Genomic DNA, 22,891 nt, shown 5'->3' with positions numbered 1-22,891 from the left:
TCCCGGTTTCCTCGCCACAAGAGGCTGTGAGACCGTTATTGCTGCAGTTGCTGCGGAGTTTCCTGGCCCATGCAGCGCACCGCTTTCTTCTTGTTGTTGACCAGCACACCGGTCAGACCTTTCTGTTCGGTGTCGAACAGCACCAGCACGCCGTCGATGCATTGCGCCACTTGCGGCGCCGGTTCCAGCGACACCCGGTAATCCTCGCCGGGGATGGTCTTGAGCATGGTGAAGTCGTTGAGCAGCAGCGCATCCTCGGGTTTGGCGAAGTGCAGGTAGCCGTAGTACCACAGGGCACCGACGGTGCCGAGGATGCTGCAGATGCCGGTGATGATCAGCGGGATGGCGTTACGTTCTTCACTCATTGCGGACTCTCTGGGGGTTCGTCTTCGGTTTTCGGGGACGGCGGATAGTTGGGGATCTCGCCGAGGCGGCGCAGGCCGTTGAAGTGTTCGGGGTCGTCCAGGTAACGCAGCATCACCTGCCGCCACACCGGGTCGCCGAAGGTCTGCACGTGGCCGCCGCGGGTCAGCTGCAGCACACGGGGCGGCGGCGCAGCTTGATACAGACGGATGCCGTTGGAAAGGGGCACGAGGGGATCGTCGATGCTGTGGTAGATCAGCTTCGGCACGCCGTCGAGCTTCTCCATCGAACGGATGGCGCTGTCGCCGTCCGGCACCAGCCACGACAGCGGCACCTGGAACGGCCAGGTCATCCACGAGGTGCTCAGCGCATACTGGCCGACGCTGCGGTAGCTGGCGGGCACGCCGTCGAGCACCAGGGCCTTGAGCTGCTTTTGGCGTTCCGGATGCCGCACGAGCCAGTGCACCGCCATCGCGCCGCCCAGGCTCTGGCCCAGCACGACCAGCGGCTTGCCCTTGACCTCGGGCGCGCGGTCCAGCCAGGCGAAGGCGGCGTCGATGTCCTGGTAGATCGCCGGCAGCGACGGCTCGCCTTCGGACAGGCCATAGCCGCGGTAGTCCACCAGCAGCACCTGATAGCCGTTCTTCGGCAGCCACCAACTGCCGCCCAGGTGCATCGGCAGGTTGCCGCCGTTGCCGTGCAGGTGCAGCACCGTGCCCTTGACCTCGACCCCGGCCTTGGCCGGCAGCCACCAGGCGTGCAGGCGCAGGCCGTCGGCGGTGGTCAGGGTCACGTCGCGGTAGTCGAGCCCGGCCTTCTGCGGGGTGAACAACTGGCCGCGCTCGGGGTAGAACAGCAGCGAACTGCACCCGCCGAGGGTCAGGAGCAGGCAGACGATGCCGAGGATTCTCATCCGGTGAAACCTCGCGAAGGAAATTGGCGAACGATTCAGAGAAGAACAAATAACCCTGTGGGAGCTGGCTTGCCAGCGATGGCGGTGGGTCAGCCAACATCAATAATGACTGACAGAATGCAATCGCTGCGGTGCGGCGATCCGACAAGCCAGCTCCCACAGGTATTGTGTTTGCCCTATAGGATGTTGGAGTAGTCCGCCTCGATCCGGTCCAGGCTCAAATGGTTGAGGAAGTTGGAGAAGCACATCCACGCCGACAGCGCGTTCAGGTCACGGAACTGCTCCGGCAGGTACTTGGGCGGCACCACCAGGCCTTCGTCCACCAGTTGGCGCAGGGTGCGCATGTCCTCCAGCGTGGTCTTGCCGCAGAACAGCAGCGGGATCTGCTCGAGCTTGCCCTTGCGCACGGCCAACTGAATGTAGTTGTAAACCATGATGAAGCCCTTGAGGTAGGACAAGTCTTTGGTGAATGGCAGACCGGTCGGCACCGAACCCCGGAAGACCCGGCTCGCGTTGCCGTAGCTTTCCGCCATCTCGAAGCCCTGCTCGCGGAAGAACTCGAAGACCTGAAGAAAGTCCGCGCCCTCCTCCACCATGTGGATGGCGCGGGTGCGGTTGGTGAGCTTGCGCAGGCGGCTGGGGTAGGAGGCGAAGGTGATGATTTCCATCAGGATCGCCAGGCCTTCCTGGGTCACCGTCGACGAAGGCGGGCCCTTGGCCAGGAAGGTGCAGATCGGCTGGTTCAGGCCGTTGAGCGTGGTGCCGACGTGCACCAGGCCTTCATGCACTTCCAGGGCCCGGACGTCGCGGCCGTTGAACATCGCGTCGGTGCGGATCTTGATGTAGTCGGCCCCCGCCGCCGCGTCGGCGACGATGCCGTCGGACTCGAACACCCGGATGGTTTCCTCGGCTTCGCCGAACACTTTGTTCAGGCGCGTCTGCAGCAGGTGCACGGCGTCCTTGGCGGTGAGGGTCTTGGGCTCGTCCTTCAGGTCGCCGCGGCCGTCGATGTTGTTCAGGTAGTCGGACATCATCAGGCCGAGGTCGGCCAGGGTCGGATCGCCGGCATGGAACGCATCGGACGCGGCGCCGTACAGTTCCTGGGAAATCAGGCCGAAGTCCTCGGTGCCGCGCGCTTCGAGCATGCGCACCACCATGCGGTACTCCTTGCACATGCGGCGCATGATCTGCCCCACCGGGCTGAATTGGCCGAGCTGGCGGGTGATGTCGCGCTCGATGTTCTGGAACTCGAGCTTGACCTTGCTCGAATCGAAGGTCAGCGGCCGGTTGAGGTAGTAGTCCCGGTCCACTGCCGGCAGTTCCTTGCCCTTGGCCTTGAGGAAACCCTTGCGCACGTTCTCGTCCCACTTGACCGCGTCGAGGACGCGGATCGGTGTCTGCGCCAGCACAATGCGATCGGACAGCGTGCGTATCGTCTGCTGGTAATCGTCCACCCGAAACTCCTGTAGAAAACGTCTGTGGGAGCGGGCTTGCCCGCGAACGCGTCGCTGCATTCAACATCGCTGCTGCCTGTCGCACCGTCATCGCGGGCAGGCTCGCTCCTACAAGGGGATTGCGTCACACCGACGCCAGCACCAGATGCATGTACCGCGTCAGGATGCCGAGCATGTCCTCTTCGGCCAATGGCTCGACACCGTTGAGCAGGCCCTGATATTCCATCCGTCCGATAATCGCCGTCAACACTTTGGCATCCTGCTGCGGTTCCCGGGAACCCAGCACCTGGAACAGCTGGCAGGTGCCCTGCAGCAGGATCTGCTGGTGGGAACGCACCAGTTCCGCCAGGCGCGGGTTGAGCAGCGCCTCCTGGCGGAACGCCTGCTCGGCCATCAGGTGTTCGCGGCGGTTGACCAGTTGCCGGTGCACATAGTCGGCCATCAGCCGGGCGATGTCGTCGGCCAGTTGCGAGCGCGACTCGGGGCTGCCGTCGCCGCTGACCACCATCTCGCGCAGCAGGCCTTCGTTGTTGATCCACAGCTTGGCCATGTAGGCCGCGCTGCGCTCGACGTATTGGGCGAAGGTATCGGTGAGCAGGTCATCGATGTCCTTGAAGTAATAAGTGGTGGCCGACAGCGGCACGCCGGCCTCGGCCGCCACCGCACGGTGGCGCACGGCACGCACGCCGTCGCGCACGACGATGCGCATCGCCGCGTCGAGAATGTCCTGCCGGCGCTGCTCGCTGCCCTGTCGGCTGGCCTTGCGACCCTGGTACTGAACACTTTCAGCGACCGCAACGGCGATTCCCGCTGCACCCTCTTGAGCCATTGCACCGATCACGGCAGGTATTCCTCTGTTGTTCTTTTCAAAAGTAACCATTTGATACGTTTGTACCAGACAGGCAATAAAAAACCGCCTGTTCGAGGCGGTTTTTTAAGTGAAACGTTTACGCTTGCGGCCGCATGTGCGGGAACAGGATCACGTCGCGGATCGACGGCGAGTTGGTCAGCAGCATCACCAGGCGGTCGATGCCGATGCCTTCACCGGCCGTCGGCGGCATGCCGTACTCCAGCGCGCGGACGAAGTCGGCGTCGTAGTGCATGGCCTCGTCGTCGCCGGCGTCCTTGTCGGCCACCTGGGCCATGAAGCGCTCGGCCTGGTCTTCCGCGTCGTTGAGCTCGGAGTAGGCGTTGGCGATCTCACGGCCGCCGATGAACAGCTCGAAGCGGTCGGTGACGTTCGGGTTCTCGTCGTTGCGGCGCGCCAGCGGCGACACTTCGAACGGGTACTGGGTGATGAAGTGCGGCTGCTCCAGCTTGTGCTCGACCAGCTCTTCGAAAATCATCACCTGCAGCTTGCCCAGGCCTTCGAAGCCCAGCACCTTGGCGCCGGCCTTCTTGGCGATGTCACGGGCCTTGTCGATGTCGTTCAGGTCATCGGCGGTCAGCTCGGGGTTGTACTTGAGGATCGAGTCGAACACCGACAGGCGGGCGAACGGCTCGCCGAAGTGGAACACCTTGTCGCCGTACGGCACGTCGGTGCTGCCCAGAACCAGCTGCGCCAGCTCGCGGAACAGTTCTTCGGTCAGGTCCATGTTGTCTTCGTAGTCGGCGTAGGCCTGGTAGAACTCCAACATGGTGAATTCAGGGTTGTGACGGGTCGAGACGCCTTCGTTGCGGAAGTTGCGGTTGATCTCGAACACCTTCTCGAAACCGCCGACCACCAGGCGCTTGAGGTACAGCTCTGGCGCGATGCGCAGGAACATTTCCATGTCCAGCGCGTTGTGGTGGGTTTCGAACGGCTTGGCCGCGGCGCCGCCCGGGATGGTCTGCAGCATCGGCGTCTCGACTTCGAGGAAGTCGCGCTTCATCAGGAAGCTGCGGATGTGGGCGATGACCTGCGAACGCACGCGGAAGGTCTGGCGCACGTCTTCGTTGACGATCAGGTCGACGTAGCGCTGACGGTAGCGCTGCTCGGTGTCGGTCAGGCCGTGGTGCTTGTCCGGCAGCGGGCGCAGGGACTTGGTCAGCAGGCGCACATCGGTCATCTCGACGTACAGGTCGCCCTTGCCGGAACGGGCCAGGGTGCCTTCGGCGGCGATGATGTCGCCCATGTCCCAGGTCTTGACCGCCGCCAGGGTGTCTTCCGACAGGGTCTTGCGGTTGACGTAGACCTGGATGCGGCCGGTCATGTCCTGGATCACCATGAACGAGCCACGGTTGAGCATGATGCGACCGGCGACCTTGACCGGGATTGCAGCCTCTGCCAGCTCTTCCTTGGTCTTGTCCGCGTACTGTTTCTGCAAGGCATCGCAGTAGTTCTCGCGGCGGAAGTCGTTCGGGAAGGCGTTGCCCTTGGCGCGCTCGGCGGCAAGCTTTTCCTTGCGCAGGGCGATCAGGGAGTTCTCTTCCTGTTGCAGGGCTTGCGAATCGGGTTGTTGGTCGCTCATGTCTTCAAATTTTCCATCACAGGTTCGTTGCCCCCGGGCCTTGCGGACCGGGGATCGCCAGCAGGGCTGGCTTCCACAGGGATCGGACAGAAATCAGCCGAACCCTGTGTTACGTCTCTTACAGCCCGGACTTCAGGCTCGCTTCCAGGTATTCGTCGATGTCGCCGTCGAGCACCTTGTCGCAGTCGCTGCGTTCGATGTTGGTGCGCAGATCCTTGATCCGCGAAGCATCGAGCACGTACGAACGGATCTGGTGACCCCAGCCGATGTCGGACTTGCTGTCTTCCAGGGCCTGGGAAGCGGCGTTGCGCTTCTGCATTTCCTGCTCGTACAACTTGGCCCGCAGCATTTTCATGGCGGTGTCCTTGTTGGCGTGCTGGGAACGTTCGTTCTGGCAGCTGACCACGGTGTTGGTCGGCACGTGGGTGATCCGCACCGCCGAGTCGGTGGTGTTCACGTGCTGGCCGCCGGCGCCGGAGGAGCGGTAGGTGTCGATCCGCAGGTCGGCCGGGTTGATCTCGATCTCCACCTTGTCGTCGATCTCGGGCGAGACGAACACGGCCGAGAACGAGGTGTGGCGACGGTTGCCGGAGTCGAACGGGCTCTTGCGCACCAGACGGTGCACGCCGATCTCGGTGCGCAGCCAGCCGAAGGCGTATTCGCCCTTGATGTGCACGGTGGCGCCCTTGATCCCGGCGACTTCGCCGGCGGACAGTTCCATGATGGTCGCGTCGAAGCCGCGCTTGTCGGCCCAGCGCAGGTACATGCGCAGCAGGATGTTGGCCCAGTCCTGGGCCTCGGTGCCGCCGGAACCGGCCTGGATGTCCAGGTAGGCGTTGTTCATGTCCATTTCGCCGCTGAACATGCGGCGGAATTCCAGCTTGGCCAGGGAGTCTTCGAGGCGGGCCAGTTCAGTGACCACGTCACCTACGGCGCCTTCGTCGTTCTCTTCGACGGCCATGTCCAGCAGGTCGCGGCAATCGGCCAGGCCGCCGGACAGTCCGTCCAGGGTCTCGACGATCTGCGCCAGGGCGGCGCGCTCGCGGCCCAGCTCCTGGGCGTATTCGGGTTTGTTCCAGACGCTCGGATCTTCAAGCTCGCGGTTGACCTCGGTCAGACGCTCATGCTTTTGATCGTAGTCAAAGATACCCCCGAATGGTTTCGGAGCGCTCGGACAGGTCCTTGATAGTGTTCAGGATCGGGTTGATTTCCATGACAGGCAGCACTCGTTGGCGAACTTTTGAAAGCCGGCGAGTATAACGTAATCGGGCTGGCGCGGCAGCCCGTCCGGCGGCTGTAACCTCAATTCGCTTGACAGCGGCCTGCGCAGCCCGAAAGCGGTGTGCAGTCGCCAACGCAACGACCCATGCGCCGCCATCGCGAGCAGGCTCGGTCCCACAGTGTTGCGCAGTGACCGCAGACTCCGCTTCCGGCCGAAATGCCTGTGGGAGCCAGCCTGCTGGCGATGCGGGCTGGCGGGGGTTACTCGATCCCCACCTGGTTGCGCCCGTTGTTCTTGGCCTGGTAAAGGCCCCGGTCCGCCGCCGAGATCAGCAGGCGGCAGTCGCTGCCCGCCTCCGGCACCATCGTCGCCAGGCCGATGCTGATGGTCAGGCTCGACCCTTCGGTCGGTGCGATGTGCGGGATCTTCAGGGCCGCGACGGTCTGGCGCAGCTTCTCCGCCACCAGCCGCGCACCGCCCGGCGAGGTGTTGGGCAGCACCAGGGCGAACTCCTCGCCGCCGTAGCGCGCCGGCAGGTCCGACGGCCGCGCGCTGGCCTCGCGGATCGCCGTGGCCACCTTGCGCAGGGCTTCGTCGCCTTCGACGTGGCCGAAGGTGTCGTTGTAGGACTTGAAGTAATCGACGTCGATCATCAGCAGCGACAACTGGCTCTGGTCGCGCAGGCAGCGGCGCCATTCCAGTTCCAGGTACTCGTCGAAGTGCCGACGGTTGGACAGCCCGGTCAGGCCGTCGGAGTTCATCAGCCGCTGCAGCACCAGGTTGGTGTCGAGCAGCTGCTGCTGGCTGACCCGCAGGGCGCGGTAGGCCGCGTCGCGCTGCAGCAGGGTCATGTAAGAGCGCGAGTGGTAGCGGATGCGCGCCACCAGCTCGATGTTGTCCGGCAGCTTCACCAGATAGTCGTTGGCCCCGGCCGAGAACGCCGCGCTCTTGATCAGCGGGTCTTCCTTGGTCGACAGGACGATGATCGGGATGTCCTTGGTCGCCGGGTGGTTGCGGTATTCGCGCACCAGGCTCAGGCCGTCGAGGCCGGGCATCACCAGGTCCTGGAGGATCACCGTCGGCTTGATCCGCACCGCATGGGCCACCGCCTGGTGCGGGTCGGAGCAGAAGTGGAAGTCGATGTTCTCTTCATTCGACAGCCCGCGGCGCACGGCTTCGCCGATCATCGCCTGATCGTCCACCAACAACACCATGGCGGCGTTTTCGTCGGTCTTGATGTCATCGATCTGTAAGTCATTCATGGGCGGTCACCTGAATACTGCGGGAGCCGGGATTGCTGAAACATGGATTCATTTGGGGAAAACCTCCAGCAACCGTGGCGCTATCTTTTCCAGCGGACGGATTTCCACGGCCGCGTCGATCGCCGCCGCGGCCTTGGGCATGCCGTACACCGCACTGCTTTGCTGATCCTGGGCGATGGTCAAATAACCCTGCTGACGCATGAGCTTAAGCCCTTGGGCCCCGTCGCGTCCCATTCCGGTCAATAAAACCCCGATGGCGTCACCGTTCCAGAAGTTGGCCACGCTCTCGAAGAACACATCGATGGAGGGCCGGTAGATCTCGTTGACCGGCTCTGCGGTGTAGGCCAGCGTGCCGTTCTTGAGCAGGCGGATATGGTGATTGGTGCCCGCCAGCAGCACCGCGCCGGCCTGCGGCGGCTCGCCCTCGCGGGCCAGGCGCACGTCCAGGCCGCTGGCGCTCGCCAGCCATTCGGCCATGCCGGCGGCGAACACCTGGTCGACATGCTGCACCAGCACGATGGCGGCGGAGAAGTTGCGCGGCAGGCCCTTGAGCAGGACCTCCAGCGCCGCCGGCCCGCCGGCGGACGAGCCGATGGCCACCAGCCGCTTGCACGACGCCGAGCTGCGCTGGGGCGGCTGCGCCGGGCGGGAACGGGTGGTCCGCTCGCCGATCAGCCAGCCGATGTTGAGGATCTTGCGCAGCAGCGGCGCCGCCGCTTCCTGGGCGTTGCCGGCGCCCAGGGCCGGGGTGTCGACCACATCCAGCGCGCCGTGGCCCATGGCCTCGAACACCCTATGCACGTTCTGCTGCCGGTCGACCGTGACGATGACGATGGCGCACGGGGTTTCGGCCATGATCCGCCGGGTGGCCTCGACGCCGTCCATCACCGGCATGATCAGGTCCATCAGGATCAGGTCCGGGGTGTTCTCCGCGCACAGTCGCACCGCCTCGGCGCCGTTGCCGGCGACCCACACCACCTGGTGCGCCGGCTCGAACGCCAGCGCCCGGCGCAGTGCCTCCACCGCCAGGGGCATGTCGTTGACGATTGCGATCCTCATGCCCGCGCCCCTCCGATGAGTTCGACCACTGCATCGAGCAGGGCGTCGTCATGAAAACTGGCCTTGGCCAGATAATAGTCGGCCCCGGCGTCCAGCCCGCGGCGCCGGTCCTCTTCGCGGTCTTTGTAGGACACCACCATCACCGGCAACGACTGCAGGCGGTTGTCGCGCCGCAGCAGGGTGACCAGTTCGATGCCGTCCATGCGCGGCATGTCGATGTCGGTGATCAGCAGGTCGAAGTCTTCGGAGCGCAGGGCGTTCCAGCCGTCCATGCCGTCGACCGCCACCGCCACGTCGTAGCCGCGGTTGAGCAGCAGCTTGCGCTGCAGTTCGCGCACCGTCAGCGAGTCATCGACCACCAGGATACGCTTGCGCGCCGCTTCCGCCGCCTGGCCGCCGTGGCGGGCGATGCGCTCCAGGCGCCCGGTGTTGAGCAGCTTGTCCACCGACCGCAGCATGTCCTCGACATCGACGATCAGCACCACCGAACCGTCGTCGAGCAATGCCCCGGACGAGATGTCCTGCACCTTGCCCAGACGTTCGTCCAGCGGCAGCACCACCAGCGTGCGCTCGCCGATGAAGCGCTCCACCGCCACGCCGTAGATGGTGTCGCGCTCGCGGATCACCACCACCTTGAGGGTGTCGCCGCTGTTCTGGCTGGCCGGACGCTGCAGCAACTGGCTGGCGGCGACCAGGCCGACATGGCGGCCTTCGTGCCAGAAGTGCTGGCGGCCCTCGACCTGCACGATGTCTTCCGGCGCCAGGTCGCACATGCGCTCGATGTGCGCCAACGGAAAGGCGTAGGCCTCATCGCCGACCTCCACCACCAGGCTGCGCACCACCGACAGGGTCAGCGGCACCTCCAGATGGAAACGGCTGCCCTCGCCCGCCACCTGCTCCAGCACCACCGCGCCGCGCAACTGGCGCACCATGTGCTGCACCGCGTCGAGGCCGACGCCGCGGCCGGAGACCTCGGTGACGGTGTCCCGCAGGCTGAACCCCGGCAGGAACAGGAACGTCAGCAGCTCTTCTTCGCTCAACTGGGCGGCGGTCTCGGCCGGCGACAGCTGACGCTCGACGATGCTGCGGCGCACCTTGTCCAGATCCACGCCGTTGCCGTCGTCGCTCAGCTCCAGCACCAGCAGCCCGGCCTGGTGCGAGGCGCGCAGACGGATCAGGCCCTCTTCCGGCTTGCCCGCCAACAGGCGCTGCGCCGGGGTCTCGATGCCGTGGTCGACGGCGTTGCGCAGCAGGTGGGTCAGCGGCGCTTCGAGCTTCTCCAGCACGTCGCGGTCGACCTGGGTCTTCTCGCCCTCGACCTCCAGCCGCACTTGCTTGCCGAGGCTGCGGCCCAAGTCACGCACCATCCGCACCTGACCGGACAGCACGTCGGCGAACGGCCGCATGCGGCAGGCCAGCGCCGTGTCGTACAAGACCTGGGCGCGCTGGCTGGCCTGCCAGGCGAACTCGTCGAGCTCGGCGTTTTTCTCCGCCAGCAACTGCTGCGATTCGGCCAGCAGGCGCCGCGCATCTTCCAGCGCTTCCTGGGCCTCCAGGCTCAGCGCATGTTCCTTGAGGTGCACGTTGAGGCTTTCCAACGCCCGCAGGCCGTTGTTCTGCATGCGTTTGAGGCGCTGCATGGTGGCCAGGTGCGGTTTCAGCCGCTGGGTCTCCACCAGGGACTTGCTCGACAGGTCCAGCAGGCTGTTCAGGCGTTCGGCGGTGACCCGCAGCACCCGCTCGCCGCCTTCGGCCGTGCGCTTGCCCTTGCGCGGGGCCGGGATCGGGGCCGACTCGGGCTCCACCGGCTCGGGCTGGGGCTCCGGAACCGGTGCAGAGATCACCGGCGCCACGGGCGGCTCAAGCAGCAGTTCGGCCATGGGCGGCGGGGTTGAAACCACCGGCGCGCCCGCCGGGTCGATCAGGCGCCCCATCAACGCCACGTAGGCGTCGATGTCGGCGGGCTGCGGGGCGTTGGTCGGGTGGGCGATGCGCATCAGCAGGTCGGTGCCCTGCAACAGCGCGTCGATGTGTTCCGGGCGCAGGAACAGCCGCCCTTCCTGGGCGCTGACCAGGCAGTCCTCCATCACATGGGCGACGCTGACGCCGCTGTCGATGCCGACGATCCGCGCCGCGCCCTTGAGCGAGTGGGCCGCGCGCATGCACGACTCCAGCTGGTCGGCCTGGGTCGGATTGCGCTCCAGCGCCAGCAGCCCGGCGCTGAGCACCTGGGTCTGGGCCTCGGCTTCTAGGCTGAACAGCTCCAGCAGGGAGGCGTCGCGCATTTGCTCGGGGGTCATGTGAGGCTCCGGGTCACGGCGGACAGCAGCTGTTCTTCATCCAGCCAACGCAGGCTGCGGCCCTTGAAGGGCAGCACGCCCCGGGTGTACTTGGCGCCGGCCTGGGCGCCGGAGCGGGAAGCGGCCTCGAGCAGGCGTTCGTCGATGGCATGGATGCCGTCCACTTCGTCCACCGGCACCACCACAGGTCCCCCTTGGGCGGCGATGATCAGCATGCGCGGCATGACCCGTGCGCCGGTGGCCGGGGCGGCGCCGGCCTCGAGGTCGAGCAGCTCCACCAGCGACAGGCACGCCACCAGCGCCCCGCGCACGTTGGCCACCCCGAGCAAGGCCCGGGAGCGCTGGTGCGGCAGGGAATGGATCGCCTGCAGCGGCGCCACCTCCACCAGGCTGCGGGTGGCCAGGCCCAGCCATTCTTCGCCGAGGCGGAACATCAGCAGCGAACGGGTCTTGAGTTCGGACTCGACGGTGGTCGCCACCGGGTCGCGTTCGTCCTGCTGCAGCGCATAGCGGTCGAGCAGGCGCGTGGCGGCGGCGGAATACACCGAGCAGTTGCGGCAATGGATGTGTTCGTCCAGCAGCGGGCAGGACTTGTCGCCATGGATGCCGATGCGGTTCCAGCAATCGTCGATGGCCCGGGCGTCTTCATGGGTGACGTTCAAGGTGTCGGACGGGATCATCGTTTACGCTCACTGTCGGCGGAGCCGGCGCTGCGGGCCGCGCGCTCCTGCAATCGTCTGGCGCCTGCGCCGTCGCCCTGGGCCTGCAACAGGGCGGCCAGGTGCATCAGGGCTTCAGGGTGCTGCGGTTCGAGGTACAGCGCCTTGCGGTAATGGCCCTGGGCTTCGAGGGCGTTGCCGGCGACGTCGCTGAGCAGGCCGAGCCAGTAGAACACCTGGGCCACCGGCTCGTGGGTGCGCAGGTAGCGCTCGCACGCGGCGCGGGCCTCGGCGCTCTTGCCTTCGTTGGCCAGGCCGGCGATGTCCGCCAGCAAGGCCGACGCATCGGAAGGCACACCCTTGCCGGCCACCGGCAACGGCGTCACCGGGGCGAACGGCCGCGGGCGCGCCGGCGCGGCAGGGGCGCTGCGGATCGGCTGGCGCACCGGCAAAGGCACAGGCAACGGGTGCGCGAACGTGGCCGGCAAGGGTTCGGGCTGCGGATCGTCCTGACGGCTGAAGGCGAACGACTGCGGGATGCCGATCGAACGCATGCCCAACCGGCCCAGCAGGCTGCCCTCGGCCGGGCCGATGAACAGCACGCCGTCGACGTGGGTCAGGCGCTTGAGCACTTCGAACACCAGCCGCTGGGTCGGTTGGTCGAAGTAGATCAGCAGGTTGCGGCAGAACACGAAATCGAACGGCGGCTCGCCGGCCAGCAACGTCGGGTCGAGCACGTTGCCCGTCTGCCAGCGCACCTGTTCGCGCACCAGGTCATTGACCCGGTAACCCTCATGCTCCGGGCTGAAATGGCGGTCGCGGAACGCCAGGTCCTGGCCGCGGAAGGAGTTCTTGCCGTACAGCGCCCGCCGGGCCTTTTCCACCGACATCGGGCTGACGTCCATGCCGTCGACCTTGAACTGATGGGGCTTGAGCCCCGCGTCGAGCAAGGCCATGGCGATCGAATAGGGTTCCTCCCCCGTCGAACAGGGCAGGCTGAGGATGCGCAGTGCACGCATGCCGTTGAGGTCGGCCAGGCGCTTGCGCGCCAGCTTGCCCAAGGTGGCGAAGGATTCCGGGTAACGGAAGAACCACGTCTCGGGCACGATCACCGCTTCGATCAGCGCCTGCTGCTCGTCCCGCGAACCTTGCAGGGTCTGCCAGTACTCCTCGGCGGTTGCCGACTGCGACAGGGTGATGCGCTGGCGCACGGCCCGCTCGATGATGGCCGGCCCCACCGACGCCACGTCCAGGCCGATGCGTTCCTTGAGGAAGCCGAAGAACCGTTGGTCGCCGCTCATGGGGCCTCCTCGAGCCGCGCCGGATCCAGCGGCGGCGTCGGAAACAGCAGCCCACGGACGCTGTCGTCCAGCAGGTCGGCCACCCGCACCCATTGCACCAAACCCTGGGCATCCTCACGCACCGGGCCCAGGTAGGGCGCTTGGCGGTTGTCGAGGCCGTATGGCTGGAACTCGTCCGCGTTGCAGCGCAGGGTGTCGGTGGCCTGCTCCAGGATCAGCCCGAGCTTGCGCGCCGGCTGATTTTCGTCAGGGCGGTAATGCACCAGCACCAGCCGTGTGCTGGTGCGGGCCTCGGCGCTGCGACCGAACGTGAGGGCGCTGAGGTCGATCACCGGCACCACCACGCCGCGGTAGGCGAACACCCCGGCCACCCACTGCGGCGCCCGGGCGATCGGCTTCAGCGGCAGGCGCGGCAGCACCTCCGCCACTTCGGTGGCGCGCAAGGCGTAGCGTTCCTCGCCGATGCGGAACAGCAGGAACAGCGCCTGCCTCGCCGCCGGCGCGACGCTGCGTTTGGCGGTGACTTCGCTCATCAGACTTTGAATCGCGAGACGCCGCCGCGCAGGCCTACGGCCACCTGGCTCAGTTCGTCGATGGCGAAACTGGCCTGGCGCAACGACTCGACGGTCTGGCTGCTGGCGTCACCCAACTGCACCAGCGCGTGGTTGATCTGTTCGGCACCGGTGGCCTGGGCCTGCATGCCTTCGTTGACCATCAGCACCCGCGGCGCCAGCGCCTGCACCTGATGGATGATCTGCGACAGCTGCTCGCCGACCTGCTGCACCTCGGCCATGCCCCGGCGCACTTCCTCAGAGAACTTGTCCATGCCCATCACCCCGGCGGACACCGCCGACTGGATCTCGCGCACCATCTGTTCGATGTCGTAGGTGGCGACGGCGGTCTGGTCGGCCAGGCGCCGCACTTCGGTGGCGACCACCGAGAAGCCGCGGCCGTATTCGCCGGCCTTCTCGGCCTCGATGGCCGCGTTGAGGGACAGCAGGTTGGTCTGGTCGGCGACCTTGACGATGGTCACCACCACCTGGTTGATGTTGCCGGCCTTCTCGTTGAGGATCGCAAGCTTGGCGTTGACCAGGTCCGCGGCGCCCATCACCGAATGCATGGTGTCTTCCATGCGCGCCAGGCCCTGCTGGCCGGAGCCGGCCAGCACCGACGCCTGATCGGCGGCGGTGGAGACCTCGGTCATGGTGCGCACCAGGTCGCGCGAGGTGGCGGCGATCTCCCGCGAGGTCGCGCCGATCTCGGTGGTGGTGGCGGCGGTTTCGGTGGCGGTGGCCTGCTGCTGCTTGGAGGTGGCCGCGATCTCGGTCACCGAAGTGGTGACCTGCACCGACGAGCGCTGGGCCTGGGACACCAGCGCGGTGAGCTCGGTCATCATGTCGTTGAAGCCGGTCTCCACCGCGCCGAACTCGTCCTTGCGGTCCAGGTTCAGGCGGGTGCTCAGATCGCCTGTGCGCATGACCTCGAGGATGTCCACGATGCGGCTCATCGGCGCCATGATCGCGCGCATCAGCAACAGGCCGCACAGGCCGGCGGCCAGCACCGCCACCAGCAGCGACACGAACATGCTGACCTTGGCCGCCGCCACCGCGTCGTCGATGTTGTTCATGGCCTGGTCGGCGACCTTCTTGTTCTCGCCGATGATGTCGTTGAGCTTCATGCGCCCGCCGACCCATGCCGGGGTCAGCTTCTCGTTGAACAGCTTGACCGCCTCGGCCTCGAGGTTGCGCTTGTGCAGATCCAGCACGGCGTCCTGGATCTTCATGTAGTTGTCGTGGTCCTTCTCGAAGGCGGTGAACTCGATCCGGTCTTCGTCGGTGGTCACGGTGTTGCGGTAGTTGGTCATCTGCTCCTGCAGGCGGGCTTCGAACGTCTTGTAGTCCGCCGCGTCTTCGGCGCTGACGCCTTCGCCTTCCTTGAGGCCCAGCAGTTCCTGGGTCTGCAGGTAACTGTCGACCCAGGCGCCGCGGATCATCGAGCTGTAGTAGACGCCGGGAATCGCGTCGTCGCGCACGCTGTTTTCGCTGGCCTCGATCTTCAGCAGGCGCGAGTACGAGACGACCACCATGAGCAGCATGATGGCGATAATCACCGCAAAGCTCGCCAAAATGCGTTGGCGCAACGTCCAGTTCTTCACAGTGATTCCTCGTGCCTAGGTCGAAATGCGGGGGAGTATAGCTGAGGGCGGTGTTTCATTTATAAGACGCTTTGCCACGCTCAGGCCTGCCGACGCTGAATCGGTACAGGCATTGGGACGGACTTTCCGGCAAGCGGGGGCAGGCGCACCAGTGGCGGAGTGGCAAAAAGGGGCGATGGATCGGCCATCGCCCCTAGGTTCGCGGTGGCCGGCCCGAAATTCCTACAGCGGGATCTGGCGAACCTGCCTCTCCAGTTCCAGCTTCAACCCCGGCTCCAGCCCCAACTGCCGTGCGAGTTCGTCCAGGTACGCCTTCTCCATGAAGTTCTCCTCGTCCACCATCATCACGCTGGCGATGTACATCTCCGCCGCCATCTCCGGCGTGCCGGCGGCGCGGGCGATGTCGGCGGGGTCGAGGGGTTTGTTGAGTTCGGCGTGCAGCCAGTGGTGCAGGGCCTGGTCGTTGTCGAGCTTGGCGAATTCGCCTTCGATCAACTGACGCTCGCGCTCATCGACATGGCCGTCGGCCTTGGCGGCGGCGACCAGGGCCTTGAGGATGGCCTGGCTGTGTTGCTCGGCCTGGGCCGGCGGCAGGCGGTCGAGGGTCTGCGGTTCGGTTTCCGGCGCCCGGCCCTGCTGGGCATTCCAGTTGCCGTAGGCCTTGTAGGCAATCACGCCGAGCGCGGCGAGGCCGCCGTAGAGCGCGACCTTGCCGCCGACCTTGCGCGCCTTCTTGCTCCCCAGCAAAAGGCCCATGGCGCCGGCGGCCAGTGCCCCGCCGCCCGCGCCGGACAGCAGGCCGCCGAGTCCGCCGGCCGCCGCTTTGCCCTGCCCTGCGCCGGCCTTGTCCTGCAGCAGCGCCTGACCGGACTTGAGCAGTTGATCGAGCAATCCACGGGTGTTCATGTTCCGCCTCCAAAACAGGGACTTTCCAGATCGGTGAGGCCTTGAGCCTAGTTCGAAAGTGCCCGGCACCGGCCCCCGAGTGTGCTTCCGGATGTTGCGTGCCGGGCAGTCTCCCTTCGCGAAAACCGATATACACTCGGAACCATCGATAAAAACAGCCCACCGGGTACGCCGCCATGATGACCCTGCGTCAGATCCGCCATTTCATCGCCGTGGCCGAGACCGGCTCGATCTCCGCCGCCGCCCAGACCGCGTTCATTTCCCAGTCGACCCTGACCCTGGCCATCCAGCAACTGGAGGAAGAGATCGGCGTCAGCCTGTTCAACCGCCACGCCAAGGGCATGACCCTGACCCACCAGGGCCACCAGTTCCTGCGTCAGGCGCACCTGATCCTGGCCACCGTGGACAACGCCAAGCGCAGCCTGCAGCAGAGCACCGACCAGGTTGCCGGGCAACTGACCGTCGGCGTGACCAGCCTGGTGGCCGGCTACTACCTGGCGGATCTGCTCACCCGCTTCCAGCGCGCCTACCCCAATGTCGAGATCCGGGTGATGGAGGACGAGCGGCCGTACATCGAGCATTTGCTGGTCAGCGGCGAAATCGACGTGGGCGTGCTGATCCTGTCCAACCTGGAAGACCGCCACGCCTTGCAGACCGAGGTGCTGACCCACTCACCCCACCGTCTCTGGCTGCCGGCCCAGCACCCGTTGCTGGAACACGACAGCATCAACCTGGCCGACGTGGCCGGCGAACCGCTGATCCAGCTGAACGTCGACGAGATGGACCGCAGCGCCCAGCGCCTGTGGCGCGGCGCCGGGCTGCAGCCCAAGGTCACCCTCAGGACCGCCTCGACCGAGGCGGTGCGCAGCCTGGTGGCGGCGGGGCTCGGCGTGTCGATCCAGCCCGACATGACCTACCGCCCGTGGTCGCTGGAGGGCGACATCATCGAAGCCCGCCCCATCGCCGACCTCAGCCAGACCCTCGACGTCGGCCTGGCCTGGCGCCGCGGCACCGCCCGGCCGGCGCTGGTCGACCCGTTCCTCACCGTGGCCCGCGAGCAGCCCCACGGCGGGCGCAAGCCATCTATTTAATCGAATGCCACCTTCAGTATTTAGAATTTGTCGACCCCGGAGCCGCGCACTAGTCTTGCTTCATCCATAAGACGTTCGGCTCCCGGTCACAGGGAGTGCCATGAACCCACAAGAAAAGAGATCACGGAAAATGGCTGGCGCGCAGACCCCGATGTGTACCGCGTTGCTGATCGACGGCGAACTGGTCGCAGGCCAGGGTTTCGTCGAACCGATCCTCAACCCGGCCACCGGCGAAGTCCTGACCCAGATCGCCGAGGCCAACACCGAGCAGGTCGAGGCCGCCATCCTCGCCGCCCACCGTGCCTTCGGCGAATGGTCGCGCACCACCCCGCAGCAACGCTCCGGCCTGCTGCTGGCCATCGCCGACGCCGTCGAAAGGCACGCCGACCACCTCGCCCGCCTCGAAGCCCTGAACTGTGGCAAGCCGCTGCACCTGGCCCGCCAGGACGACTTGAGCGCCACCGTCGATGTGTTCCGCTTTTTCGCCGGCGCCGTGCGCTGCCAGACCGGCCAGCTCAGCGGCGAGTACATGCCCGGCTACACCAGCATGGTGCGCCGCGACCCCCTCGGCGTGGTGGCATCGATTGCGCCGTGGAACTACCCGATCATGATGGCCGCGTGGAAGATCGCCCCGGCCCTGGCCGCCGGCAACACGCTGGTGTTCAAGCCGTCGGAGCACACACCGCTGTCGATCCTGGCGCTGGCGCCGGCCTTGGCCGAGATCCTGCCGCGCGGGGTGATCAACATCATCTGCGGCGGCGGCGAAGGGGTCGGCAGCCATCTGGTCGGCCACCCGAAAGTGCGCATGGTGTCGCTGACCGGCGACATCGTCACCGGGCAGAAAATCCTTCAGGCCGCCGCCAAGACCCTCAAACGCACGCACCTTGAATTGGGCGGCAAGGCCCCGGTGATCGTCTGCGACGACGCCGACCTCAAGGCCGTGGTCGAAGGCGTGCGCACCTACGGCTACTACAACGCAGGCCAGGACTGCACCGCCGCCTGCCGGATCTACGCCCAGGCCGGCATCCACGACAAGCTGGTGGCCGAACTCGGCGCCGCCGTCGGCAACCTGCGCTTCGCCGGCAAGCGCGACGCCGACAACGAGATCGGCCCGCTGATCAGCACCCGCCAGCGCGACCGGGTGGCCAGCTTCGTCGAACGCGCCCTCGGCCAGCCGCACATCGAGCGGGTGACCGGCGCGGCGGTGCATTCCGGGCCCGGCTTCTTCTATCAGCCGACCTTGCTGGCCGGCTGCCGGCAGAGCGACGAGATCGTCCAGCGCGAAGTGTTCGGCCCGGTGGTGACCGTGACCCGCTTCGACGAATTGGCGCAGGCGGTGGACTGGGCCAACGACTCCGAATACGGCCTGGCCTCGTCGGTGTGGACGCAGAACCTGGACAAGGCCATGCAGGTCGCCGCCCGGCTGCAATACGGCTGCACCTGGATCAACAGCCATTTCATGCTGGTCAGCGAAATGCCCCACGGCGGCCTGAAACGCTCCGGCTACGGCAAAGACTTATCCAGCGACTCGCTGCAGGACTACAGCGTGGTGCGGCACATCATGGCCCGTCACGGACAGCATCTCTGACTACGCTAATAACAAGCCGATCACGGCATGCGTCACCGCGTTCACCACTGCCCCGACCATAATTTGAAGAAGAGGGTTCACCATGTTCGTGCACAAGACCGCACTGCTCAGTGCAATCACCACGGCCCTGCTGGCCAGTGCCGGCGTCCAGGCCGCCGAGCCGCTGAAGGCCGTCGGCGCCGGCGAAGGCCAGCTCGACATCGTCGCCTGGCCGGGCTACATCGAGCGCGGCGAAAGCGACAAGGCCTACGACTGGGTGACCGGCTTCGAGAAGGAAACCGGCTGCAAGGTCAACGTGAAGACCGCCGCCACCTCCGACGAGATGGTCAGCCTGATGGCCAAGGGCGGCTACGACCTGGTGACCGCGTCCGGCGACGCCTCCCTGCGGCTGATCGTCGGCAAGCGTGTGCAGCCGATCAACACCGCGCTGATCCCGAACTGGAAGAACCTCGACCCGCGCCTCAAGGATGCGCCCTGGTACGTGGTCGGCCAGCAGACCTACGGCACCCCGTACCAGTGGGGCCCGAACGTGCTGATGTACAACACCAACGTGTTCAAGACCGCACCGACCAGCTGGAACGTGGTGTTCGCCGAACAGAACCTGCCCGACGGCAAGCCGAACAAGGGCCGCGTGCAGGCCTACGACGGCCCGATCTACATCGCCGACGCGGCGCTGTACCTCAAGACCGCCAAGCCTGAGCTGGGCATCAAGGATCCGTACCAGCTCACCGAAGAGCAGTACAAGGCCGTGCTTGAACTGCTGCGCGCCCAGCAGAAGCTGATCCACCGCTACTGGCACGACGCGACCGTGCAGATGAGCGACTTCAAGAACGAAGGCGTGGCGGCGTCCAGTTCCTGGCCGTACCAGGTCAACGGGCTGACGACCGACAAGCAGCCGATCGCCTCGACCATCCCGAAAGAAGGCGCCACCGGGTGGGCCGACACCACCATGCTGCACAGCGAGGCCAAGCACCCCAACTGCGCCTACAAGTGGATGGACTGGTCGCTGCAGCCGAAGGTCCAGGGCGACGTGGCCGCCTGGTTCGGCTCGTTGCCGGCGGTGCCGGCGGCGTGCAAGGAAAGCGAACTGCTCGGCGCCGAAGGCTGCAAGACCAACGGCTTCGACCAGTTCGACAAGATCGCCTTCTGGAAGACCCCGCAGGCCGAGGGCGGCAAGTTCGTGCCGTACAGCCGCTGGACCCAGGACTACATCGCGATCATGGGCGGCCGCTGAGCCCCGTCGCCGGCAGGCTCGCGCCTACACCCAGCCGCATCCCCCTGTAGGGGGCGGGCCTGCCCGCGATGCCCTTCAAGATTCAGACTCTTCAGAAGTCCAGGCAGGGCCGCTGCGACGGCCCTCGCCTTCCCGGAGTACCGCACCATGACGCTTGCAGTCCAGTTCACCAACGTTTCCCGCACCTTCGGCGACGTGAAGGCCGTTGACCGGGTCTCCATCGATATCCAGGACGGCGAGTTCTTTTCCATGCTCGGCCCTTCAGGCTCGGGCAAGACCACCTGCCTGCGCCTGATCGCCGGGTTCGAGCAGCCGAGCGCCGGCTCGATCCGCATCCACGGCGCCGAAGCCGCCGGGCTGCCGCCGTACCAGCGCGACGTCAACACCGTGTTCCAGGATTACGCGCTGTTTCCGCACATGAACGTGCGGGACAACGTCGCCTACGGCCTGAAGGTCAAGGGCGTGAGCAAGGCCGAACGCCACCAGCGCGCCGAAGAGGCCCTGGAGATGGTCGCCCTCGGCGGCTACGGCGAGCGCAAGCCGGTGCAGTTGTCCGGCGGCCAGCGCCAGCGCGTCGCCCTCGCCCGCGCCCTGGTCAACCGCCCCCGGGTGCTGCTGCTCGACGAGCCCTTGGGCGCACTCGACCTCAAGCTGCGCGAGCAGATGCAGAGCGAGCTGAAAAAGCTGCAGCGCCAGCTCGGCATCACCTTCATCTTCGTCACCCACGACCAGACCGAAGCGTTGTCGATGTCCGACCGCGTGGCGGTGTTCAACAAGGGCCGGATCGAACAGGTCGACACGCCGCGCAACCTGTACATGAAACCGACCACCACCTTCGTCGCCGAATTCGTCGGCACCTCCAACGTGATCCGCGGCGACCTGGCCCGCCAGCTCAGCGGCCATCCGCAGCCGTTCTCGATCCGTCCGGAGCACGTGCGCTTCGCCGAAGGGCCGCTGGCCGGCCACGAGATCGAAGTCAGCGGCCTGCTCCACGACATCCAGTACCAGGGCAGCGCCACTCGTTATGAGCTGAAACTGGACAACGGCCAGACCCTGAGCGTCAGCCAGGCCAACAGCCAGTGGACCGACACGGGCGCGCAGCACCGCACCGGCCAGCGCATCAGCGCACGGTGGGCGCGGGAAGCGATGATCCCGCTGCACGACACCGTCGCGGGCGGGGTGTGAGATGAACACCATGGTTCTCCCCCAGACGGCGCCGTTGCGCAGGGTATCCAACCTGCTGTACCGCAAGCCCAACCTGTACCTGTCGCTGCTGCTGGTGCCGCCGCTGCTGTGGTTCGGCGCGATCTACCTGGGCTCGCTGCTGGTGCTGCTGTGGCAGGGTTTCTACACCTTCGACGACTTCACCATGGCGGTCACCCCCGACCTGACCCTGGCCAACTTCGCGGCGCTGTTCCAGCCGTCGAACTTCGACATCATCCTGCGCACCCTGAGCATGGCGATCGCCGTGTCGGTGGCCAGTGCGGTCGTGGCGTTCCCGATCGCCTACTACATGGCGCGCTATACCACCGGCAAGACCAAGGCGTTCTTCTACATCGCGGTGATGATGCCGATGTGGGCCAGCTACATCGTCAAGGCCTACGCCTGGACGCTGCTGCTGGCCAAGGGCGGCGTGGCGCAATGGTTCGTCCAGCACTTGGGGCTGGAACCGCTGCTGCAGGTGATCCTCGGCATTCCCGGCGTGGGCGGCAGCACGCTGTCCACCTCGCACCTGGGCCGCTTCATGGTGTTCGTCTACATCTGGCTGCCGTTCATGATCCTGCCGATCCAGGCCTCGCTGGAACGCCTGCCGCCGTCGCTGCTGCAAGCCTCTGCCGACCTCGGCGCCAAGCCGCGCCAGACCTTCATGCAGGTGATCCTGCCGCTGTCGGTGCCGGGCATCGCGGCCGGCTCGATCTTCACGTTTTCCCTGACCCTGGGCGACTTCATCGTGCCGCAGCTGGTGGGCCCGCCGGGCTACTTCGTCGGCAGCATGGTCTACGCCCAGCAAGGCGCCATCGGCAACATGCCCATGGCCGCAGCGTTCACCCTGGTGCCGATCGTGCTGATCGCAGTCTACCTGTCCATCGTCAAACGCCTGGGGGCCTTCGATGCACTCTGAAAAAGCGTCCCTGGGCTTGCGCGCAGCCGCCTGGGGCGGGTTGGCGTTCCTGCACTTCCCGATCCTGATCATCTTTCTCTACGCCTTCAACACCGAAGACGCGGCGTTCAGCTTTCCGCCCAAGGGCTTCACCCTGCACTGGTTCAGCGTGGCCTTCGGGCGGCCCGACGTGCTGGAGGCGATCAAGCTGTCGCTGCAGATCGCGGCCATCGCCACGCTGATCGCGCTGGTGCTCGGCACCCTGGCGTCGGCGGCACTGTACCGCCGGGACTTCTTCGGCAAGCAGGGCATTTCGCTGATGCTGATCCTGCCGATCGCGCTGCCGGGGATCATCACCGGGATCGCGCTGCTGGCAACCTTCAAGACGCTGGGGATCGAGCCTGGGATGTTCACCATCGTCACCGGCCACGCGACCTTCTGCGTGGTGATCGTCTACAACAACGTCATCGCCCGCCTGCGCCGCACGTCCCACAGCCTGATCGAGGCGTCGATGGACCTGGGCGCCGACGGCTGGCAGACCTTCCGCTACATCATCCTGCCCAACCTGGGCTCGGCCCTGCTCGCCGGCGGCATGCTGGCGTTCGCCCTGTCGTTCGACGAAATCATCGTCACCACCTTCACTGCAGGCCACGAACGCACCCTGCCGCTGTGGCTGCTCAACCAGCTCAGCCGCCCGCGGGACGTGCCGGTGACCAACGTCGTGGCGATGCTGGTGATGCTGGTGACCATGCTGCCGATCCTGGGGGCCTACTACCTGACCCGGGGCGGCGAGAGCGTGGCGGGCAGCGGCGGCAAATGAGCACGTGACAGAC

19 protein-coding genes and 1 pseudogene are annotated in these 22,891 nt (G+C 66.1%); 6 read left to right on the top strand and 14 right to left on the bottom strand.

Annotated features, from left to right (window positions below; translation table 11 throughout):
• Positions 1-35 precede the first annotated feature (35 nt).
• From CAG41_RS06790 to CAG41_RS06725, 14 genes and pseudogenes are all read right to left on the bottom strand, one after another.
• Positions 36-365, bottom strand: coding sequence for a hypothetical protein (locus tag CAG41_RS06790; protein WP_085632037.1), 330 nt, complete (start codon positions 363-365; stop codon positions 36-38).
• On the bottom strand, positions 362-1,276 hold the full coding sequence (locus CAG41_RS06785) for an alpha/beta hydrolase (protein ID WP_085694423.1): 915 nt from the start codon (positions 1,274-1,276) through the stop codon (positions 362-364). Before CAG41_RS06785 ends, CAG41_RS06790 begins: the two co-directional genes overlap by 4 nt.
• 176 nt (positions 1,277-1,452) lie before the next feature.
• Positions 1,453-2,730, bottom strand: coding sequence for a flavohemoglobin expression-modulating QEGLA motif protein (locus CAG41_RS06780; RefSeq protein WP_085581306.1), 1,278 nt, complete (start codon positions 2,728-2,730; stop codon positions 1,453-1,455).
• A gap of 124 nt (positions 2,731-2,854) precedes the next feature.
• Positions 2,855-3,559 (bottom strand): TetR/AcrR family transcriptional regulator, encoded by a 705-nt coding sequence (locus CAG41_RS06775; protein WP_085581304.1) that lies wholly within the window; start codon positions 3,557-3,559, stop codon positions 2,855-2,857.
• 118 nt (positions 3,560-3,677) lie between these two features.
• Positions 3,678-5,180 (bottom strand): lysine--tRNA ligase, encoded by a 1,503-nt coding sequence (gene lysS, locus CAG41_RS06770; protein WP_085581302.1) that lies wholly within the window; start codon positions 5,178-5,180, stop codon positions 3,678-3,680.
• 118 nt (positions 5,181-5,298) lie between these two features.
• A protein-coding gene (gene prfB / locus CAG41_RS06765) for a peptide chain release factor 2 (RefSeq protein WP_139831342.1) occupies positions 5,299-6,394 on the bottom strand; the annotation gives its coding sequence in 2 pieces (ribosomal slippage) (positions 5,299-6,321 and positions 6,323-6,394; 1,095 coding nt in all).
• Between the two features lie 240 nt (positions 6,395-6,634).
• Positions 6,635-7,664, bottom strand: a pseudogene (locus CAG41_RS06760) (diguanylate cyclase domain-containing protein); the annotation flags it as partial.
• Positions 7,665-7,712: 48 nt separating this feature from the next.
• The gene (locus CAG41_RS06755; RefSeq protein WP_085581298.1) at positions 7,713-8,723 is read right to left on the bottom strand and encodes a chemotaxis response regulator protein-glutamate methylesterase; all 1,011 of its coding nucleotides are present in this window, start codon (positions 8,721-8,723) and stop codon (positions 7,713-7,715) included.
• On the bottom strand, positions 8,720-11,023 hold the full coding sequence (locus CAG41_RS06750) for a hybrid sensor histidine kinase/response regulator (protein ID WP_085581296.1): 2,304 nt from the start codon (positions 11,021-11,023) through the stop codon (positions 8,720-8,722). Before CAG41_RS06750 ends, CAG41_RS06755 begins: the two co-directional genes overlap by 4 nt.
• Entirely contained in the window at positions 11,020-11,703 is a 684-nt protein-coding gene (locus tag CAG41_RS06745) for a chemotaxis protein CheW (RefSeq protein ID WP_085581294.1), read from the bottom strand. Before CAG41_RS06745 ends, CAG41_RS06750 begins: the two co-directional genes overlap by 4 nt.
• A complete protein-coding gene (locus CAG41_RS06740; RefSeq protein ID WP_085633971.1) occupies positions 11,700-12,983 on the bottom strand; it encodes a CheR family methyltransferase in 1,284 nt (427 codons plus the stop codon). The genes CAG41_RS06745 and CAG41_RS06740 overlap by 4 nt, the downstream gene beginning before the upstream one ends.
• Positions 12,980-13,516, bottom strand: coding sequence for a chemotaxis protein CheW (locus tag CAG41_RS06735; RefSeq protein ID WP_085581290.1), 537 nt, complete (start codon positions 13,514-13,516; stop codon positions 12,980-12,982). Before CAG41_RS06735 ends, CAG41_RS06740 begins: the two co-directional genes overlap by 4 nt.
• Positions 13,516-15,138: a methyl-accepting chemotaxis protein gene (locus tag CAG41_RS06730; RefSeq protein WP_085581288.1), complete on the bottom strand. Its 1,623-nt coding sequence runs from the start codon at positions 15,136-15,138 to the stop codon at positions 13,516-13,518. Before CAG41_RS06730 ends, CAG41_RS06735 begins: the two co-directional genes overlap by 1 nt.
• A 222-nt stretch (positions 15,139-15,360) precedes the next feature.
• Positions 15,361-16,044: a tellurite resistance TerB family protein gene (locus tag CAG41_RS06725; protein WP_085581286.1), complete on the bottom strand. Its 684-nt coding sequence runs from the start codon at positions 16,042-16,044 to the stop codon at positions 15,361-15,363.
• A 176-nt stretch (positions 16,045-16,220) separates the two neighbouring features.
• Here CAG41_RS06725 and CAG41_RS06720 point away from each other — a divergent pair, with 176 nt between their 5' ends.
• From CAG41_RS06720 to CAG41_RS06695, 6 genes are all read left to right on the top strand, one after another.
• The gene (locus CAG41_RS06720) at positions 16,221-17,135 is read left to right on the top strand and encodes a LysR family transcriptional regulator (RefSeq protein ID WP_085581284.1); all 915 of its coding nucleotides are present in this window, start codon (positions 16,221-16,223) and stop codon (positions 17,133-17,135) included.
• Between the two features lie 100 nt (positions 17,136-17,235).
• Complete coding sequence (locus tag CAG41_RS06715; RefSeq protein ID WP_085633975.1) at positions 17,236-18,723, top strand: gamma-aminobutyraldehyde dehydrogenase; 1,488 nt, start codon at positions 17,236-17,238, stop codon at positions 18,721-18,723.
• A gap of 82 nt (positions 18,724-18,805) precedes the next feature.
• The gene (ydcS, locus tag CAG41_RS06710) at positions 18,806-19,957 is read left to right on the top strand and encodes a putative ABC transporter substrate-binding protein YdcS (RefSeq protein ID WP_085581280.1); all 1,152 of its coding nucleotides are present in this window, start codon (positions 18,806-18,808) and stop codon (positions 19,955-19,957) included.
• Positions 19,958-20,104: 147 nt separating this feature from the next.
• Entirely contained in the window at positions 20,105-21,142 is a 1,038-nt protein-coding gene (locus tag CAG41_RS06705; protein ID WP_085581278.1) for an ABC transporter ATP-binding protein, read from the top strand.
• A gap of 1 nt (position 21,143) precedes the next feature.
• Positions 21,144-22,079 carry an ABC transporter permease gene (locus CAG41_RS06700; RefSeq protein ID WP_085581277.1) on the top strand — a complete coding sequence of 312 codons (936 nt, stop codon included), beginning with the start codon at positions 21,144-21,146 and terminating at the stop codon, positions 22,077-22,079.
• Positions 22,069-22,878: an ABC transporter permease gene (locus CAG41_RS06695; RefSeq protein ID WP_085581276.1), complete on the top strand. Its 810-nt coding sequence runs from the start codon at positions 22,069-22,071 to the stop codon at positions 22,876-22,878. Before CAG41_RS06700 ends, CAG41_RS06695 begins: the two co-directional genes overlap by 11 nt.
• Positions 22,879-22,891: the final 13 nt, after the last annotated feature.

The sequence above is a fragment of the Pseudomonas sp. B35(2017) genome (assembly GCF_002113645.1).
Lineage (GTDB): Bacteria > Pseudomonadota > Gammaproteobacteria > Pseudomonadales > Pseudomonadaceae > Aquipseudomonas > Aquipseudomonas ekonensis.
This window is presented reverse-complemented; position numbering and strand designations above follow the sequence as displayed.

What these genes read in the sequence shown, in the direction of transcription:
- CAG41_RS06755 (WP_085581298.1), bottom strand. Translation starts at nt 8,723, where the DNA reads ATGAGGATCGCAATCGTCAACGACATGCCCCTGGCGGTGGAGGCACTG.
- CAG41_RS06750 (WP_085581296.1), bottom strand. Translation starts at nt 11,023, where the DNA reads ATGACCCCCGAGCAAATGCGCGACGCCTCCCTGCTGGAGCTGTTCAGC.
- ydcS (WP_085581280.1), top strand. Translation starts at nt 18,806, where the DNA reads ATGTTCGTGCACAAGACCGCACTGCTCAGTGCAATCACCACGGCCCTG.
- CAG41_RS06725 (WP_085581286.1), bottom strand. Translation starts at nt 16,044, where the DNA reads ATGAACACCCGTGGATTGCTCGATCAACTGCTCAAGTCCGGTCAGGCG.
- CAG41_RS06790 (WP_085632037.1), bottom strand. Translation starts at nt 365, where the DNA reads ATGAGTGAAGAACGTAACGCCATCCCGCTGATCATCACCGGCATCTGC.
- CAG41_RS06705 (WP_085581278.1), top strand. Translation starts at nt 20,105, where the DNA reads ATGACGCTTGCAGTCCAGTTCACCAACGTTTCCCGCACCTTCGGCGAC.
- CAG41_RS06740 (WP_085633971.1), bottom strand. Translation starts at nt 12,983, where the DNA reads ATGAGCGGCGACCAACGGTTCTTCGGCTTCCTCAAGGAACGCATCGGC.
- CAG41_RS06775 (WP_085581304.1), bottom strand. Translation starts at nt 3,559, where the DNA reads ATGGCTCAAGAGGGTGCAGCGGGAATCGCCGTTGCGGTCGCTGAAAGT.
- CAG41_RS06745 (WP_085581294.1), bottom strand. Translation starts at nt 11,703, where the DNA reads ATGATCCCGTCCGACACCTTGAACGTCACCCATGAAGACGCCCGGGCC.
- lysS (WP_085581302.1), bottom strand. Translation starts at nt 5,180, where the DNA reads ATGAGCGACCAACAACCCGATTCGCAAGCCCTGCAACAGGAAGAGAAC.
- CAG41_RS06785 (WP_085694423.1), bottom strand. Translation starts at nt 1,276, where the DNA reads ATGAGAATCCTCGGCATCGTCTGCCTGCTCCTGACCCTCGGCGGGTGC.
- CAG41_RS06700 (WP_085581277.1), top strand. Translation starts at nt 21,144, where the DNA reads ATGAACACCATGGTTCTCCCCCAGACGGCGCCGTTGCGCAGGGTATCC.
- CAG41_RS06715 (WP_085633975.1), top strand. Translation starts at nt 17,236, where the DNA reads ATGAACCCACAAGAAAAGAGATCACGGAAAATGGCTGGCGCGCAGACC.
- CAG41_RS06695 (WP_085581276.1), top strand. Translation starts at nt 22,069, where the DNA reads ATGCACTCTGAAAAAGCGTCCCTGGGCTTGCGCGCAGCCGCCTGGGGC.
- CAG41_RS06720 (WP_085581284.1), top strand. Translation starts at nt 16,221, where the DNA reads ATGATGACCCTGCGTCAGATCCGCCATTTCATCGCCGTGGCCGAGACC.
- CAG41_RS06735 (WP_085581290.1), bottom strand. Translation starts at nt 13,516, where the DNA reads ATGAGCGAAGTCACCGCCAAACGCAGCGTCGCGCCGGCGGCGAGGCAG.